Here is a 16,091-nt window from a genome sequence, read left to right on the forward strand (position 1 = left end):
TTCAAGCTTGCTACGAGGGCCCAGTTTCCGGTGGGCGCTGCACCATGATCGGCAGCCCCCGATCAGGAGCGATCATCTTGTCAACCCCCTCGGTCATTTCCGTCATTGACGACGATCCATCAGTCCGCCTTGCGACGAATAATCTCCTGACGTCGCGGGGATACGCGGTCTCCATCTTTGGCTCCGCTCGCGAATTTCTCCAGTCGGCAGAACTGAAGACGACGTCCTGCGTCATCGCGGATGTGCAGATGTCGGCCATCAGTGGTGTCGATCTGTTGGTGCATATTCGCGGCCTGGGCCACCACACGCCTTTCATTTTCGTGACGGCCTTTCCAGACGACGCCGCGGTGCGCGAGCGCGCGCTGAAGGCCGGCGCCATCTGCTTTCTCGCGAAGCCGTTTTCGACGCCGGCTCTGATTCACTGTCTGGAGACCGCTCTGTCCGGGTCCGGTGTCGCCACGTAATAGTGGGCCGCCAGCACTCGGGCGAGAGTGGTTGAGAAGCTCCAAATTATCGAGGCATGAACATAGCAAAAACCGCTCTCAGAGCTGGTCCCGTTTTGTCTGAACAGAATCTCCGCTTGGATAAGTGGAGCTTCTGCCGGGGTTAACGGACGTAGCTGTTGTGGCGATTGACGTTTGCTCTCGGGCGCATAGCGGCGTTGGATTCAGCGCGGTACGTTCTCGATCATTCGGAGTGGTCGTTGTTGCATTGTTCGGTGGGCTCGAAAGAGGAGTAAGGCCCAAAGCTCTCCAGCAGATCGCGCCATGGTACGCCCGACCTCGCGCGCCTTCTGATGCCGCAGAGACTGATGATCGTGATCCGTCTTCATTCAAATTCTCGACTAGTTTTTGGACATTGCCAATGCGCACACCTCTGGATACCTCAATGGCACGCGCTCGATCGCTGGTCCCAAGGAGCTCATTCAATTGGGCGAACGCTCTAAGTTCGTTCACGAGATGGGGCGCCTGGACCGCGCATCTCTAAAGAAGTCGAGGCGCGCAGAAAGTTCGCCTTCGCCAAGACGGGGCCACCCGCCGTTCGTCCGTTTGGCCTGTACCGCCTTCCTGCAGACAGAACCCGTATTGGGTAGCGACGTTGTGCCGCCCGGCGGTGCGGCGTGACGAGTGGGCAGGAGTGGCTCGGCTGTAGTTTGATGGATTGATGTCCAGATCCGCCCCTGGGCACCTCGAGCAGATGAGCTTCCTGAAATCCAGCTCCGCCGTCCTTTGGCAACGAATGGTGGGTGCGGCGGATCCGCTATGGTCTCTGCCGCTTCCTCAGGCGGGCTCCGACAGTTAGTCGATGCACTCGACCACCGATTGACCACCGAAACCCCGTGAACAAACGGCGATAAAGGTGGTCAATCCCGCGCAAAGCTCACCGCTTTCGTTGATCTTTTGATCGCTACTTACGTTCGGGACGTAGCGTAGGGAGGTGCCTCGCTCAGATCGGGACTTGAAGCGTGTTGGTATCGGTGTTTGCGTCTCCGGGAATTGAACCTGCGCAGGCCAGGTGGATCGCGAGGTTATTGCCCTCGGTGTACGAGACGAGAAAACCTATTGCGGGTTCAATGCAGGTGGGACGAAACGTTTGTCGGAATGACGATTGATCTTGCTGCGAAATCACACGCCTCTTAATCAGCGGCTCCGTCCAAATCGTAAATTTTATGTCGACGCACGGGCGTGCGAGGACCGCGTAAGAACGGCGGCTCCTGGCGGGCTATGAAGGCGCGACGTCGGGAGTTAAGCTGCCCTCCTGTAAGAGAACAGCGCCTCCACAATAGTGGGTTTAGCCATGTAGCGGTCTCCCGCTACCAACGGCCTTGTGTGTCCAGCCCGGAGACATCGGTAACAGGTCGTACCTAAGACATGGGTGACAACCTCGTGCCGAACGGGTTGTCGAGGGGTTGCCGGGTTTTCTGCTCCAGGTCGAAGTATCCCAAATCATAGTGCATGAAGCTGGCGAGCCAAATGCCGTCGTCGACCTCCTTGATGCCGAGTTTCTGGCCGGCCAGCACGGTCGAGATGTTGATTCGCTTGCGATGCAGGCAAAGGCGCCCGCAGGCGGTGACCAGCACCTCGCGATCGTGGAACGGATAGATCAACTCGGGCAAGCCATCGTAACGGCGTGGTGAGGCGCGATAGAGTTCGGCGGGGCATTTCATCTGCAGCGCCTCATGCGGCCGTTCGGTATTGAACTCGCGGACGAAGGCGTCGAAGCGTTCCTGCTGCTGCAGGCTGTTGGCGCCCGGCGGACGGGTCGTCTCCTTCTTGAGGGTGAGGTGCATGCGCTCGTGGCGGCCGTTCTGCTGTGGATGGCCGGGCTTGATGCGTTCGATGACGATGCCGAGCCTCAGCCACCAGACCGCGAGCTTTGAGAGATTGAACAGGGCATTGGGACTGGCAAAGGGCACGCCGTTGTCGGAGCGGATGGCGAGCGGCAAGCCGCGCTCGCGGAACAGCCGTTCAAAGGCGGTAATGGCAGGCTCTTCACGCGTGGAATCGAGTGCTTCGCACAACAGCAGGAAGCGCGAGGCATGATCGGTGACGGTCAGCGGATAGCAGTACCGCCCATTGCCGAGCTTGAACTCGCCCTTGAAGTCGGCGCACCACAGCTCGTTGGGTCCCGTGCCCGCGGAGAGCGGCGTGCCGCGCGCGCGATGGCGCGGCCCGCCGGCGCGCTTGACCAGGTCATGGCGGTCGAGCACCGCATGGATGGTACTTTTGGCCGGAACCCGGATATCGCCGTCCAGCCGTCGGACCAGCAGTTCCCGGATCTTGCGCGCGCCCCAGTGCGGCTTCTCGCCCTTGAGCCGGACAATCAGGCTCTCGAGCTGCTCCGGCAGCTGGTTGGCGTAGCGCACCGGCCGCCGCGAGCGATCGCTCAGGGCCTCAAGACCGTGCTCCTTGTAGCGATCGAACATCTTGTAGCCGGTCTTGCGCGAGACGCCGAAATCCCGGCACACGTCCGTCATGGCCTCCCCGTCCAACAGGCGGGCGACAAAGCGCAGGCGTTCTTCCATGACCGAACTCGCTTTCCACGGCATCCACACCTCCCGCTTGCAAAAAAGCGAAAAGTGTAACCCATGTGTCCGGTACGAAATGTCACCTATGTCTCGGGCCGCTCATTGCTGTCGTTTTCCTTGAATCTACAGCAACCGAGACGCAACCCAGGGAAAGATAACCTCGCGCGTCCCAGGCTTGGAGCACCGCGCATGGTTGACGACGCGGCGCGAGCATCGAGGGGCTGGAGCCGGCAAGCCAAGGCGCCGAACATCGTGCGCGACGGCGCGCCCTACGATCCACATCTTGACCGCTTCTTCTCCGACCTGCCCGGCTTCTTTCAGCGATAAAGTCAGGCGCGATACTAATGGCTCGTCACCCGCGGCCGGCGCAAATTCCCATCGTCACGCCGAGCCCCCAACTCGGCGAGACTCTCGCAGGCGAACGAGTACGTCAGCCGTTGCGATTTATAGCGATGCGGCGAACGTTGCGCTTCGCTTCCGCGGATTTTGGCGCCGTAATTGTCAGTACGCCATTCTTGAACGCGGCTGAGACTTCATCCTCATTGACGTCCTGTAGCGGAATGCGCCGCTCGAAGCGGCGGTAGTACCGTTCACTGAAACGCCGATCCTTATCTACCTGCTCCGATTTCTTCTCACCGGAGATCGAGAGAACGCCATTTGCAATTTGCAGACTGACGTCCTTCTCCTCGAGACCAGGCAGTTCAGCAGTGATACGCAGCTCTTTGTCCGTTTCGTCAATGTCGATCTGAGGCCAACCCGGCCCATCCGCTGACCAGGAGGTTAGTCCGAACGGCGCTAGATCGAACCCGCGAAACGCATCGTCGAACATATGATTGATTTCGCGCTGCAACGTATAGAATGGATGCACGTCCGTACCGCGCGGGAGACCAACCTCGCGACTCCTATTATTCCATGGAACGAGATCCTTGATGGACATGATGATCCTCCCTCAACCACGCTACTTCCTCCGCATACCAACGCGGAAGTTGATTTGCTGATCCAAAAAGTAGCCTCGCGATTTAGCGCTTCAAGCCTCTGCCACATTTTTGGCTTGGCTCGGAACCTGCACGCTCTTGGCCAAGCCAGATGATAGCAATCCGATCGCGCCGTACCGCTGAAACGTCGGCAACGAATCGTCAGCGTCTTGTTTCGGGAGAAGGTGCGCTCGTGCATCTGCAGCAGCGAGCAAAGAAACCGCCTGGTGAAATGGCCCCGCCTCGGCGGGGCCATGCTGTATGCAGCCGCGGATCCGGTTCACCAATCGGAGGCGATCACATCCGTCGCGTAGTCATATCCCGCGTAGCTGTATCCCGGGTGGTAGCCTGCATAGCCGTACGGCACTATCGGCGCGCGATACGAATATGCTGGAAGCCGCGTGTACCCAGGGCGGCCCACCACGACGGTGCGCTCGCGCACGATCGGCGCCGGTGCGACGTAAGCGCTGCCGGGGGCTACGACGACAGGATAGGGCTGGATATAAGGATCCACATAGATGGCCTGCGCGGACGCGCTGGTGGCGCCGAGGCCAAACAAGCCGACCATCGCCAAGCCGGCAATTGAGAGCTTGCTCACTCTTGCCATTCTGCAACTCCTTTGCTGCTTGTTGCGACCTTCAAAACGAACCCTCTAGCCGGCGTGGTAGTTCCGGTTCACACCAGTTTTTTGGATAAGTCGTTTTCCGCGTCGCACCGGGATCCGCCAATAGATCGAGGCTCTGGAACGAAGTTTTGAAGGACGCGTTCCGTCATGACGGAGTTTGACCGACGCTAAAGATCGAGGCTGCGATGAGCGCAACTGGCCTTGATGTCGTCCACAGACACTGCAGACGACCAATATTTGGCTCGACGAAATTGTCGCTGCACTCAGCCGCGACCGCAAGGACGCCGGCGATGCTCTGCGCAGAATTTCGTCCGGGTGGAGAGCACACCCATGCCGGATGACGAGGTAAAGCCAATGCTTGATCTCGCGCGCGCCCGAGACCAGATGGTTGATATTCAGATTGCCAGACGCGGGGTGCGGGATACCCACGTCTTGGAGGCGCTGCGGCGTGTGCCACGCGAGGTTTTCGTCGAACCCGGTTTCGAAGAATTCGCCTACGAAGACTGCCCACTGCCGATCTGCGAAGGTCAGACCGTCTCGCAACCTTACATCGTCGCGCTGATGATCGAGGCGGCCGAGGTAAAGCCCGGCGACAGCGTTCTCGAAGTAGGCGCTGGCTCCGGCTACGCGGCAGCTGTCCTGAGTCAGATTGCCAACCGGGTCTGCGCCATTGAGCGCCACCCTTCGTTAGGCAAATCCGCCCAGCAACGGTTGAAGAAGCTCGGTTATGACAATGTCGAACTGCGCGTCGGCGATGGCACGCGCGGTTGGCCCGAGGCCGCGCCGTTCGATGCAATCGTGGTCGCGGCTGGCGGACCCGAGGTGCCTTCGGCGCTGAAGGAGCAGCTCGCAATCGGTGGCCGTCTGGTGATTCCGGTAGGCGAGGAAGAGCGCTATCAGACTCTGATAAAGCTCACCCGGAAGAGCGGGTCTGAATTCGAAGAAGAGAATCTTGGCGCCGTCGCGTTCGTGCCATTGATCGGCGAACAGGGCTGGGCGGAGGATGGTCGAAGCGCGGCCACGAGCGGCGCGCAGGACCAATCACGTGGACAAACTTTGTCTGAAATGATCGCCGGCCTGGCCGAACCGCTGCCCAAGCTCGACGACCCCGCTTTCGGACAATTTTTCGATCGCTTCGCCGATCGCCGCGTCGTTTTGCTGGGGGAGGCGAGCCACGGAACATCCGAGTTCTATCGCGCGCGGGCGGCCATCACCATGCGTCTGGTCGAGGAGCATGGTTTCACGATCGTTGCCGTCGAAGCGGATTGGCCCGATGCGGCCGCCGCCGACCGCTATGTACGCCATCGGCGAGCACGTCTTGGAGAGGAGCCGCCATTTCAGCGCTTTCCGACCTGGATGTGGCGCAACACCGATGTGGATGCGTTCCTCGGTTGGATGAGGGAGCACAATGACAATCTCAAGCCGGAGCAGCGCGCCGGCTTTTTTGGTCTCGACCTCTACAACATGAGCGGTTCCATCGCCGCCATTCTCGAATATCTCGACAAAGTCGATCCTGAAGCTGCGGCCGTGGCCCGTGAGCGCTATGCTTGCCTCACGCCCTGGCAGAAAGAACCCTCCACTTACGGCCGAGCGGTGCTCACAGCAGGCTACCGCAAGTGCGAAAAGGCGGTGGTCGATCAATGTCGGGAGCTGCTGCAACGGCGGATCGAATACATTGCTGAGAACGGTGAAGACTTTCTGGATGCCGCGCAGAACGCACGTCTGATCGCTTCCGCCGAGCGCTACTATCGGATCATGTATTATGGTGGCGCTGAATCCTGGAACTTGCGCGACACGCACATGTTCGAGACGCTTGGACATCTGCTTGACGCGCACGGGCCACAATCCAAGGCCGTGGTCTGGGCACATAACTCTCACATCTGCGATGCCCGTCACACCGAAATGGGCGCCGTCCGCGATGAACTGAACATTGGCCAGCTCTGCCGAGAGCGATTTGGCGGGGAGGCTGCACTGATCGGCTTCGGCACGCACACGGGCACCGTGGCAGCGGCTTCTGACTGGGGCGGCGATATGGAAATCAAGCGCGTGCGACCGTCGCATCGCGACAGCTACGAGCGCGCCTGCCACGATGCCAATGTTCCACGCTGCCTACTCGATCTTGGCCGCGATCAGGCAGTCCGGCGCCGTCTTCTGGAGCCGCGGCTGGAGCGGTTCATCGGCGTCATCTACAGGCCGGATACCGAACTAATGAGCCACTACGCCAATGCCTCGCTACCGCAGCAATTCGACGCCTTCGTCTGGTTCGATGAGACCTCGGCGGTTACGCCGCTAGGACCGGAGCACGCCAAGGCCGGCGTGCCCGACACTTATCCATTCGGCTTGTAGCCCGATGCTGCGGGACATCGGCTATGTGCTGGAAAAGCTCGATTGGATGCGGGCCGAGCGGATCTGGCCGAACGGCCTGCGTTATCTCTGGACTGATGCCTTTGGGGTAGTGCTGTATGTCTCGCTTTACCGCGAACTGGGCGAGCGCCGCTGGCTGGACGAAGCCGAACGGCTGGTGAGCGATGTGGAGCGCGTACTCGGCCGTTCGCGTGGGCTGCGCATCGGCGAGGCCGCCGACCGCGACGGACAGTACTTTCACTACCTCGCGATGTGGCTTTTTGCGCTGGCACGGCTGGGCGATGTGAAGCCTGAATACCGCGAACGCGGCATTGCGTTGGCGCGCGACATCCATCGGGCATTCGTCATCCCCGACCGCGGTGTGGTCTGGAAAATGAAAGAAGATTTGAGCGGTCCCTATCCCGGCTATGATCTGGGCGCCATGGATGCATATGACGGCTATATCAGTTACCGGCTGCTCGACAGCGATGTACTCAGGTCCGAGATCGCGGAAATGAGCGTCATGATCGAGCAGACCTATCGCGGGCTCGAAATCGACCAGGACCTGGGGCTCGGTATGATGCTGTGGCTCGCTCACTTCTTTCCTGAAGAGTCATGGGCCATCGCGCAAGCGCAACGCGCACTGCGGTCGCTCGACACGATGTGGATTGATCCTCCGGGCTATTTCAGTCGGGCGCCGTCGCTGCGCGACACAAAGTTCGCCTTCACCAATTTCGGCGTTTCCCTGGGTCTGCAAGCGACGCATGTCTGGCCCGAGCGCGTCGAGCGCCTAAACACATTTTTTGAAAGCTGGCGATCAGGCGATGAATATGATCGCGAGGCGATCACTTGGGTTATGGCATGCACGTCCCATTATCCAGGGGCGTTCATCTAAGCGCCCGCGCAGTCTCGCGCGGCATCAAGAGGAACAGGTTGCCGGCCCGCGACATTTGAGCCGGCCGGCCTGGAACGTTTCGCCTTGCTTTGATTTGGCCCCACAGAGCGCGAGAGCGGCGTGCATTTGTCGAAAACCAATCGGATGCATGGAAACCGAGCCGATCCAGCGATGACAGAAAGGAACGAACGCCAGACGGCGCCCTATCCGGCCGAGAAGGCCAGGGGCGGCGAGATCATACTCCGCACTCCCCTGCGCCGCGCGATCTTTATCGCAGGCTTGGCGGGAGCTGCAGTGTTGGCCCTGCTTCTCGGCTTCGAGCGATTTGCTCATTGAGCCAGGCGGTGCGCCGCCAATGCTGGGCCAGCAGGAGATTTGCATGGGCAACAGTCAACTCATAATGCAAAGCGGGCATTCAGCCACGACGACCGCGCCGGTCGGGACCGTCCATCGCTATGCCGGCACGCAAGGCGCGGACGATCATTTCTTTCGTGAAGTGAACCACGAACTGTCGGACCGGGGGTTTCTGGTCACGTCCGCAGACAATCTGATTACCTGGGCACGTAGCGGCTCGCTGATGTGGATGACCTTCGGTCTCGCCTGCTGCGCGATCGAAATGATGCAGATGGCGATGCCACGCTACGACGCCGAACGCTTCGGCTTTGCCCCGCGTGCCTCGCCGCGCCAGTCCGACGTGATGATTGTTGCCGGCACATTGTGCAACAAAATGGCGCCAGCATTGCGCAAGGTGTACGATCAGATGCCGGAGCCGCGCTATGTGATCTCGATGGGATCGTGCGCCAATGGGGGCGGCTATTACCACTACTCGTATTCGGTGGTGCGCGGCTGCGATCGGATCGTCCCGGTCGACATCTATGTCCCGGGCTGTCCACCTACCGCCGAGGCGCTGCTGTACGGAGTTATGCTCCTGCAAAAGAAGATACTGCGAACCGGTACGATCGAGCGCTGACAAGCTTGCCGACACCGCGCAACCATCTTTTCGCAGCGGTGGTCGGGGAACGGATCGACAGGCGTTTTCGCTGCATCGAGAAGCCGTTTCGTTAATCCCACGAAGTCATCCTGAAACGAACGCCTGCTGTTATGGTGGGCGTCGGGTCTTGGCCGTCTTCACCGGAGAGTGACATGAACGCTGCAATTGCATGGCTGCTGCCCCGCGTGTCCGCGAAATCGATCGCCGACATCGATACCGCGCTTTCGGTGGCGCTGTTTAGTGGCCTGGGCCTGCTGCTGTCCCTCTCTGTTCTGATCGTCGACAAATACACCCCGGGCGAATGGTTCTGAGCTGAGCGCTCCGACTCCAGGGGCCGGATGCCTCTGTGCCTTCTGCCGGCGAGGTCGCTTGTGGCGGCGTCCGCCCACTGGCCTCCGGCGGTCCGGTCTTGCGTGGCGGAAAGCCCTCGGGTGAGGCTTTCTGCGTCCCTAACGCTGTGGAGACTGATCCGGCGGCATAGGTATTCAGACCTTTCGGGCGTTCGCGTGATCGTGGAGTCGTTCGATGACAATGGTTTGCCGACCCGCCCGCGCGGAGGACCTGGAGCTCGCCGATGCGCTTGTCGTCGCCAGCATCAACGATCTCACGGCCCGCCATGGATTTGGGTCCATGGCCGCAGCGAGTCCTCCGAATTTTCAGTTGTTCTCCCTGAGGGACGATCCCGACGGTCTCTGGGTCGCGGAAGACGAGGGCCGGATCCTCGGCTTTGCTTGGAGCTGGGTCTGCGGCGATATCTGGTTTCTGGCGCAGCTTTTCGTATCGCCTGACCGCCAGGGTGGGAGTATCGGCAACGAGCTGATCGCACGGACGCTGGATCACGCCAAGAAGTCCGGCGCTTCCAACAGGGTTCTGATCACTTTTGCCTTCAATGCCGTGTCGCAGGGGCTCTACATCCGTCACGGACTGTTTCCACGGTTTCCGATCTACAGCGTCAGCGTGCCCCGAGAGCGTTTGATCGATCGCATGAATGGGCCGCAGTTCAAATGCGCTCCGCTCGACCAAGACGCCTCGACCCTAGCTCGCCTCGTGCAGGCGGACGAGCGGGTGCTTGGAGTATCTCGCCAGAAGCACCATCGCTATCTTATCAACGACAGCCGGATGCGAGGCTTCAGCCTGTACGACGGAGATGATTGGGCCGGCTACGTTTACGTCGATGCCGGCGGCCATATCGGACCGGTCGCGGTCCTGCAGTCCGGCGCCGCAGCCACCGCCTTCAGGACGGCGCTGCGCCTGGCCGTCGAGAGTGGCGCACCGCAAGTATCGGCATTTCTTCCGGGTGCGAGCGAAGCTGCCCTGACGACGGCGTTCGAGCACGGCATGCGGATCAAGTTTCCGATGTTGCTGATGTCCTCACGCGATTTCGGCAGTTGGGCCCAGTACCTGCCTCGGAACCCAGGATTTATGTGAAACGACGAAGCTTTCTTCACCATCCAGGCTTGGTCAGCGGGTGCCAGGAGCCAGAGCTCGAGGCGTTGGTCCTGCCGAGATTCCGCAAGCAATTCGCGACGGAGCGGTGAGCCTTGTGTTCGCGCATGACGGTCTTGAGGCTCTTCTTTATCTGCAAGGCCCGAGAGCATCGACATCGAGCACAGGACGGGGCGTCCGCTTTTATTTGGCGACGCTGGCACTCACAGCATGCCAGACCCTGTCCTTTAGGGCTATCAAAGCCGGCGCTGGCAAGGCTCCTGGTGGTTGCGTGCTCTTGTGACCGTCGACGACAAGGCGCGCCACGTCGATTTCCCCGTCGGTGTAATAAGGATCTCCCTCGCCATTCCGCGCAAATAGTGTCGGTCCAACTCCGGAAACCTTAAAAAACGCCTCAACCATGTCGGCGGCTCGCAAGTCGTGCATCAGAAGGTCTCGCTCAGCGTCAATATCCGGCCCGATGTGATGGGTGATTTGACCGGTGTCGCGGCTCACTCCAACTCCCCGATCAAAGGTGATCGCGCCAAGCCAGACCGGTCGCCCGCTGGTCCCTTTCTCGAGAACTTTCCACAGTCGAACGTGATGACGACGGTCCGCGCTGCTTCCCACCGGTTTCTCGAAAGCGAGCTGCTCTCGTTTTCCGTCGTAGAACAGTGGGCTGACCGGCGCGTCGCGGTATGGCCGGTCGAGAATGACGCTACCCACGATCTCAATGCTTGTGCGCAGAGTGATAGGGTCTGCGGGAAACCATTCCGCGGCATGCATCGCGCGGGCAATATCCTGGGCGTCGCCGACCAACCCGACATTCAGTGCATCGCCGGGAATGCCGTCTGCTGTGCGGGTCACCTCGGGTAAATCGGCCAGCCCGGGTTCGTGTTCATGATGCTTCCAGAAGGAAGGAGCCAAGACGTACGCCACCAGCAGATAGCCGAGTGCACCGACACCCAAAACGGCAAGCCACCATTGCCCTCTCCCGAACGACATCCCCCAGCGCCTCCGTAGCTTGTCCAACGTCCGAACTCCGACAGCGCTCTGATGCCACCTGGCGACCATGCCGCCCCAGCTTGGCTTACGCAAACAGCCTCGATCTTAGGAACTACGCACCGTGACGACTATGCGAAATCGGCCGTCCCGCTTCGCCTTCCATACTCTCGATGGCCCGAATTCAAGGTCTCTACGGCCAGCGCGCGGAAACCGCCGCGATAATTGCCCGGTCGACTGAACCCTCTCTTCCTGCCGAAACTGCATAGCCGGAAACCAGCGATCTCCCGTAGTCTCTCCTGAATGGTGATCCGCCGCCGGATTTGGGGGACACTTAGCAACGTGGAGAATCATATGAAGCGCAGAGCATGTCTCCTCGTTGCGACGCTTGCTGTTGCTTGGTCTGCCCTAGCCATTCCGGCGAACGCGCTCGAAATCACCGGCTCGTGGGCCACTTCTCCCTCGTCTTGCGGCCAAGTTTTCATGAAGAAGGACGGTGCGATTTCCTTTCGGCAGGATTCGGACCAGTACGGCGGTGGGTTCATCCTGGAGGGAGACAAGATTCGGGGTCAAATGCAGACCTGTACCGTCAGCAGGCGGAAAGAAGATGGCAATGTTCTTCATATCATCGCCAGATGTGCGGATGACATCATGGCATCGAATGTTCAATTCAGCGCGAAAGTCGTCGACGACAACACTATCGTAAGAATTTTCCCGGGAATGCCGGACTTAACTTTGAGCTATTCGCGTTGCCCGATGTGATGCTGTTGCCAGTCTCCTCGCTCGGAATTCATCCTCAAGGCTTGCGGCGGAACTGAGGGGTGGGAATTTCCCCCAACGATCTCAGTCGCAGCCCATCAATTTGCCGGGCCGAGAATTCTACCCGCTCAGACCGATGATCGGAAACGTGGGATTGCAGAACGAGCGGTGTCCGCGACGGCCATCTTGCCAATCAGTTCATGCTGTTGTTGCAACCGTGACATAAGCGCCGGGCTTGGACGGACTAAGTACTTTAACTCCAATCCCGAAGATTCATCACCTGCGATAACTTTGCACGCCGCGTCAAAATCGTCCGGTGCTGCAAGCGTGCAAGACTCGCCGCGAAGACAGTTATCAAGCCCTGGCGAACTTCAAAAAGCTGCTTCCGGGCGAATTGAATTGATGTGTTGGCGTCAACGAAGAATCTTGTATTCAAGAGAGCAAGAGTGGCCCCCGTCCCTTGTTCGTGGCCGCTTCTCCGCGAGGCAGTGACGCGCCTTTCAGGCCCGATCGACCATGCCGCGTAGTACACGGGAGGAGAGACGGCCATCCCTGACAGATGCTACGCGCTTGCAGTGCTATTGAGCGGCCATGGACTCGATCTTCTGAATGGCTTCTACGCAACCTGCAGACGCTGTCGATTTATTCGACAGCAGGCAAGCAGCCATTCGACCTTGGCCGGGCAATATTTTTCCGCACGGTCCGCTTATCTCGGCCTTGCATGCAATCACAGTGTCTTTCAGAACGTCTGCCGTCGTTTGCACGCTTGTCGTGGCTTCCCCGAGTTCGAACGCGCATTTGGGGCTAATCTTGTCTTCATGGGCTTGCATGCAATAAATCATGCGCCCTTCACCAGGCGTCACCGTTTTGCAGTATTTCTTGATATCGCTTGCGCAGGCGCTCTCAAGCTTTGCCACCCTGGCGGTCAGCTTTTCCAAAAGCGCCTTTCCGACGTCTGCCTGCGCGGAAGCCGTGCCAATCGACGAAATGGCGAGCCACGGGAAAGCCCCAAGGATGATAATTGATCTGACTGTCATTCTCATCGATACGTCCTCTGATGACTGGCTCCGAACCGCGCGATCGTTGAACTGGCTGCAGGCTCGTGATGAACGCTGAGGGATGCTCTTTGGCTGTAATTCATTGCGCCAAGGAAAGCGTGAGGCTTGAAACTCCAAGAGACAAATTGATCCCGACCGAGCCCTCGAGGGAGAGCGGCTGCAAGGCGATCGAACGTCCCGTTCCACCGAACAGCAGATTGGCGCCGACGCCGACGCCAACGCCGACGGCGCCACTCGCACCCACATAGGTGCCGGATAGCGATCCGCGTCGTGGACCTGCCGTTGGTGCAAAGACGCCCCATGCCATCGCCCCGCCTGCCGTGATCCCGATATCGATACCAATAGTGCCCATTACGCCAAGATATGCTTCTGGCGGATAGGGGCCGTTGGGTGCGAAGCGGCATGCCATCCGCTGGCGGGATCCAAAGAGCAAGCCGATGGAAGGCGCCATTTTGCACGTCAGGGTACCGACGCTAACTCCGGGAGGCGGCTGTTGGGCAACCGCAGGTGATACGAACAGCGTGGCGAGCCCCACGAGCAACAGCGTGCCTAGATGTTTGAGCATGACGAAATCCCGCGTTGCTGCAATTACTCGATGTGGGCTTAGCCAGGGTCGAAAACGATTCAGAACTTATAGCCCAGGCGAGCCGTGACCTGGTTGTTGTTCAGCTCTTGCTTGAACCCGATGATGCCAAGATTAAGAACCGGTATTGGATACACCAAGGATCTGGATTGATACTGTGAGTAGCGATATTCGAGCCCTGTGAACCAGTTGTTTGTGACGGCGTAGTCCAGCCCGGCCCCGACCGTCCAGCCCACGCGCGTGCCGTCGCCGCCGACTGAAATACCGGTAAAGGGAATCGAGGTCTCGATGGATGCGAACCCCGCTCCACCCGTCACATAGAGCAGGGCGCGATCGGCAGCGTAGCCGAGCCGCCCGCGTATCGAGCCGCCCCATTTGCTATGCGCCGTAAGGAAATCGCCGGTGATTGCGGTGTAGCGTATAGCGCCGACCGTCCATCCCTGAAAATCACCTTCGACGCCCAACACCAACTGACCCACCTGGTAATTATAGCCAGTGAGCATTCCATATGTCAGGCCATCCTTACGCGATCCGGATGTGAGCAGGAACGGAGCCCCGAGCAGTAGCGCGCCGGTCGTGTATTGGGGGTTTGTTTGTATCCACCCCAGTTCGCCACCAACGTAGAAGCCGGTCCATGAAAACGCAGGCGCATAGGCGACCGGCGCGAGGGACTCCACTCGGCCCGGGAGGTCGGCAGCAGATGCCGACGCGCTAACAGCGCCGGTCGTGGTGGCGAGGAGAGCGATACGTGCCAAACGCCACATGAGCTGGTCCTTATGAGTCGAAGCCGCCAAGTTTGCCGCCAAGTTTGCCGCCAAGTTTGCCGCCAAGTTTTCGGACGGAATTTTGGAGGAGCATTCGGGGCGCCGATCGGATGCCGCGATCGAGCGCATGCGGCAAAGGGCACCGAGCGTCGAAGGCAACGATTGTCTGTTGCGGAGCTGCGGTCTTCAGTAGCAAGGCGGGTAGGGATAGTAGCCGCATGCCGGAGGCGGCGGATAGGGACGATAGTAGGGCGCGGCATAAGCGGCCGCCCCATATGCGGCGGCCCCTACGGCGCCCGCGTACATTGCGCCGCGGAATGCGGAACGGCGAGCAACTCCGGCAAACGATAGCGGCGTCAGCGGCCGCCCGATAATATCGATGAAGACCGCTGCCGCTCCATCGGCGCCGGCGAGATCACCTTCCAGGGTCTGCACGGTGAAAGTCAGCTTGTCACCCTCGAGCTTCGGGTTCTTCAGCACCACCACCGCATCCTTCACTGAGCCGTCCTTCGCTAAAACGGACACTGTCGCATTGGGTGGGTTCTTGGCGAAGCTGTCCTCTCCTGAGCCCCATTCTGCGATCACGTCGGCGGTGGCCTGGTGACCGGCAGCTCGTATTGGGCGATCTGCGAAGATGATCGAGCTCGGCGTGACGCCAGTCAGAACGAGGTTATCTCCCTGCAGTGTCGCTCCGCGGGAGTTCATCACGAACAAAGACGGGACGATTTCCGGTTTGACAGCCGCGGTAGGGGTGCCAATCGTTTTTATCGAGGACGACGTCGGAGCAGCCTGCCCAAACGCGCCGGCGATGCCTGCGAACGCGATTGAAACGCCCAAAAATCCCGCAAGCGCGGCAGCCTTCGTCTTGCTCGTCATATCGCCCCCTCTTTCGTCGACGTTCTTGCTTCCAGAATTTGCGGAAGGCGTCGCGCTCTCCGGGCAACCATGGAAGAGCATTATAGGTTTGACTATGCAATTCCGGCGATCGAGATCTATTTTCTCTGCCGACCAATCCTGATGCCGAAACCGGGATGAAGGCCGTTTCGCAAAGACCGCGTGCTCCACCTCAGCGATCTAAAAAGTTGCGGTCAAGAGCAATGTCATTTGAAACCGGCCGAGAGCCTCTCTTGCTTGAGCATGACGTCAATGGCCTCAATGATGCGTATTTGAGGATTTGCTTTGCAGTAGACGATCACCTCATGCTCGAGCTCTTTCGATCTCGCTATATTGAAGTAATGCTTCTTGGCGAGGGCGTTGTACCAGCCGCTATACCAGGTCGTGAGCCGATCGGCGTCCCCCTGCCAGGTGCCCGCGAGCGCGGCGCAGGTCAATGTTTGGACGTCGATGTATCCGTTGGCATCGGCGTAGGCGGTGAGGTCTGTTTGGGCCCGAGAATGCGAGCTCGTAGCTAAAAGGATCGTTGTCGCGAAAAGAACTATTTTGCGCATCTGGAACTCTCTGAGAAATGATGAAGCGATCGGGTTCTGCGTTCGAGATCACAACAAACAAGAGCCGTTTGCTATGCACTTTCGGCCGATGGGCCTCGGCCCTAGCGGCCAATCAAAGAAGACTGGACCAGAACTTGGCATCACCCTTTGGCGTACCGGCGTCAGCTAGATGAGATCTGCTACCCTCAGAACTGTC

The 16,091-nt window shown here is 59.6% G+C and carries 18 protein-coding genes; 9 read left to right on the forward strand and 9 right to left on the reverse strand.

What is annotated here, in order from left to right; all coding sequences use genetic code 11:
* The first annotated feature begins 77 nt into the window (after positions 1 to 77).
* Positions 78 to 464: a response regulator transcription factor gene (locus ABIB06_RS19140; RefSeq protein ID WP_354050165.1), complete on the forward strand. Its 387-nt coding sequence runs from the start codon at positions 78 to 80 to the stop codon at positions 462 to 464.
* 1,400 nt (positions 465 to 1,864) lie between these two features.
* Here the strand turns inward: ABIB06_RS19140 and ABIB06_RS19145 are convergent.
* A complete protein-coding gene (locus ABIB06_RS19145; RefSeq protein ID WP_354049986.1) occupies positions 1,865 to 3,049 on the reverse strand; it encodes an integrase core domain-containing protein in 1,185 nt (394 codons plus the stop codon).
* Between the two features lie 168 nt (positions 3,050 to 3,217).
* Between ABIB06_RS19145 and ABIB06_RS19150 the strand changes: the two genes are divergently transcribed.
* Positions 3,218 to 3,355, forward strand: coding sequence for a hypothetical protein (locus tag ABIB06_RS19150; RefSeq protein WP_354049988.1), 138 nt, complete (start codon positions 3,218 to 3,220; stop codon positions 3,353 to 3,355).
* 103 nt (positions 3,356 to 3,458) lie between these two features.
* On the opposite strand, the gene ABIB06_RS19155 is transcribed toward ABIB06_RS19150, so the two are convergent.
* Positions 3,459 to 3,965 carry an Hsp20/alpha crystallin family protein gene (locus tag ABIB06_RS19155; protein ID WP_354049990.1) on the reverse strand — a complete coding sequence of 169 codons (507 nt, stop codon included), beginning with the start codon at positions 3,963 to 3,965 and terminating at the stop codon, positions 3,459 to 3,461.
* A 317-nt stretch (positions 3,966 to 4,282) separates the two neighbouring features.
* Positions 4,283 to 4,609 (reverse strand): hypothetical protein, encoded by a 327-nt coding sequence (locus ABIB06_RS19160; protein ID WP_354069193.1) that lies wholly within the window; start codon positions 4,607 to 4,609, stop codon positions 4,283 to 4,285.
* Positions 4,610 to 4,981: 372 nt separating this feature from the next.
* Between ABIB06_RS19160 and ABIB06_RS19165 the strand changes: the two genes are divergently transcribed.
* From ABIB06_RS19165 to ABIB06_RS19190, 6 genes are all read left to right on the forward strand, one after another.
* A complete protein-coding gene (locus ABIB06_RS19165; RefSeq protein ID WP_354050167.1) occupies positions 4,982 to 6,973 on the forward strand; it encodes a protein-L-isoaspartate(D-aspartate) O-methyltransferase in 1,992 nt (663 codons plus the stop codon).
* A gap of 4 nt (positions 6,974 to 6,977) precedes the next feature.
* Positions 6,978 to 7,865 (forward strand): hypothetical protein, encoded by an 888-nt coding sequence (locus tag ABIB06_RS19170; protein ID WP_354049994.1) that lies wholly within the window; start codon positions 6,978 to 6,980, stop codon positions 7,863 to 7,865.
* Between the two features lie 171 nt (positions 7,866 to 8,036).
* Positions 8,037 to 8,201 carry a peptide ABC transporter permease gene (locus tag ABIB06_RS19175; protein ID WP_354049996.1) on the forward strand — a complete coding sequence of 55 codons (165 nt, stop codon included), beginning with the start codon at positions 8,037 to 8,039 and terminating at the stop codon, positions 8,199 to 8,201.
* A gap of 64 nt (positions 8,202 to 8,265) precedes the next feature.
* Positions 8,266 to 8,835 (forward strand): NuoB/complex I 20 kDa subunit family protein, encoded by a 570-nt coding sequence (locus ABIB06_RS19180; RefSeq protein ID WP_456649770.1) that lies wholly within the window; start codon positions 8,266 to 8,268, stop codon positions 8,833 to 8,835.
* A gap of 173 nt (positions 8,836 to 9,008) precedes the next feature.
* Positions 9,009 to 9,167 carry a hypothetical protein gene (locus tag ABIB06_RS19185; RefSeq protein WP_247352226.1) on the forward strand — a complete coding sequence of 53 codons (159 nt, stop codon included), beginning with the start codon at positions 9,009 to 9,011 and terminating at the stop codon, positions 9,165 to 9,167.
* 214 nt (positions 9,168 to 9,381) lie between these two features.
* Positions 9,382 to 10,284 carry a GNAT family N-acetyltransferase gene (locus tag ABIB06_RS19190; protein WP_354049999.1) on the forward strand — a complete coding sequence of 301 codons (903 nt, stop codon included), beginning with the start codon at positions 9,382 to 9,384 and terminating at the stop codon, positions 10,282 to 10,284.
* 201 nt (positions 10,285 to 10,485) lie between these two features.
* Here the strand turns inward: ABIB06_RS19190 and ABIB06_RS19195 are convergent, their stop codons facing one another.
* Complete coding sequence (locus ABIB06_RS19195; RefSeq protein ID WP_354050001.1) at positions 10,486 to 11,286, reverse strand: LssY C-terminal domain-containing protein; 801 nt, start codon at positions 11,284 to 11,286, stop codon at positions 10,486 to 10,488.
* A gap of 351 nt (positions 11,287 to 11,637) precedes the next feature.
* Here ABIB06_RS19195 and ABIB06_RS19200 point away from each other — a divergent pair, with 351 nt between their 5' ends.
* Positions 11,638 to 12,045, forward strand: coding sequence for a hypothetical protein (locus ABIB06_RS19200; protein WP_354050002.1), 408 nt, complete (start codon positions 11,638 to 11,640; stop codon positions 12,043 to 12,045).
* A gap of 575 nt (positions 12,046 to 12,620) precedes the next feature.
* Here ABIB06_RS19200 and ABIB06_RS19205 read toward each other — a convergent pair.
* The 5 genes from ABIB06_RS19205 to ABIB06_RS19225 form a co-directional block, all read right to left on the reverse strand.
* Positions 12,621 to 13,085 (reverse strand): cysteine rich repeat-containing protein, encoded by a 465-nt coding sequence (locus ABIB06_RS19205; protein WP_247352222.1) that lies wholly within the window; start codon positions 13,083 to 13,085, stop codon positions 12,621 to 12,623.
* A 94-nt stretch (positions 13,086 to 13,179) separates the two neighbouring features.
* Positions 13,180 to 13,665, reverse strand: a complete 486-nt coding sequence (locus tag ABIB06_RS19210; RefSeq protein ID WP_247352221.1) for a DUF992 domain-containing protein — start codon at positions 13,663 to 13,665, stop codon at positions 13,180 to 13,182.
* 59 nt (positions 13,666 to 13,724) lie between these two features.
* Positions 13,725 to 14,447 (reverse strand): outer membrane protein, encoded by a 723-nt coding sequence (locus ABIB06_RS19215; RefSeq protein ID WP_354050004.1) that lies wholly within the window; start codon positions 14,445 to 14,447, stop codon positions 13,725 to 13,727.
* Between the two features lie 186 nt (positions 14,448 to 14,633).
* Complete coding sequence (locus tag ABIB06_RS19220; RefSeq protein ID WP_502916557.1) at positions 14,634 to 15,323, reverse strand: hypothetical protein; 690 nt, start codon at positions 15,321 to 15,323, stop codon at positions 14,634 to 14,636.
* A gap of 224 nt (positions 15,324 to 15,547) precedes the next feature.
* Positions 15,548 to 15,895 carry an HdeA/HdeB family chaperone gene (locus ABIB06_RS19225; RefSeq protein ID WP_354050008.1) on the reverse strand — a complete coding sequence of 116 codons (348 nt, stop codon included), beginning with the start codon at positions 15,893 to 15,895 and terminating at the stop codon, positions 15,548 to 15,550.
* Positions 15,896 to 16,091 lie beyond the last annotated feature (196 nt).

Source organism: Bradyrhizobium sp. LB8.2, from assembly GCF_040548035.1.
GTDB lineage: Bacteria > Pseudomonadota > Alphaproteobacteria > Rhizobiales > Xanthobacteraceae > Bradyrhizobium.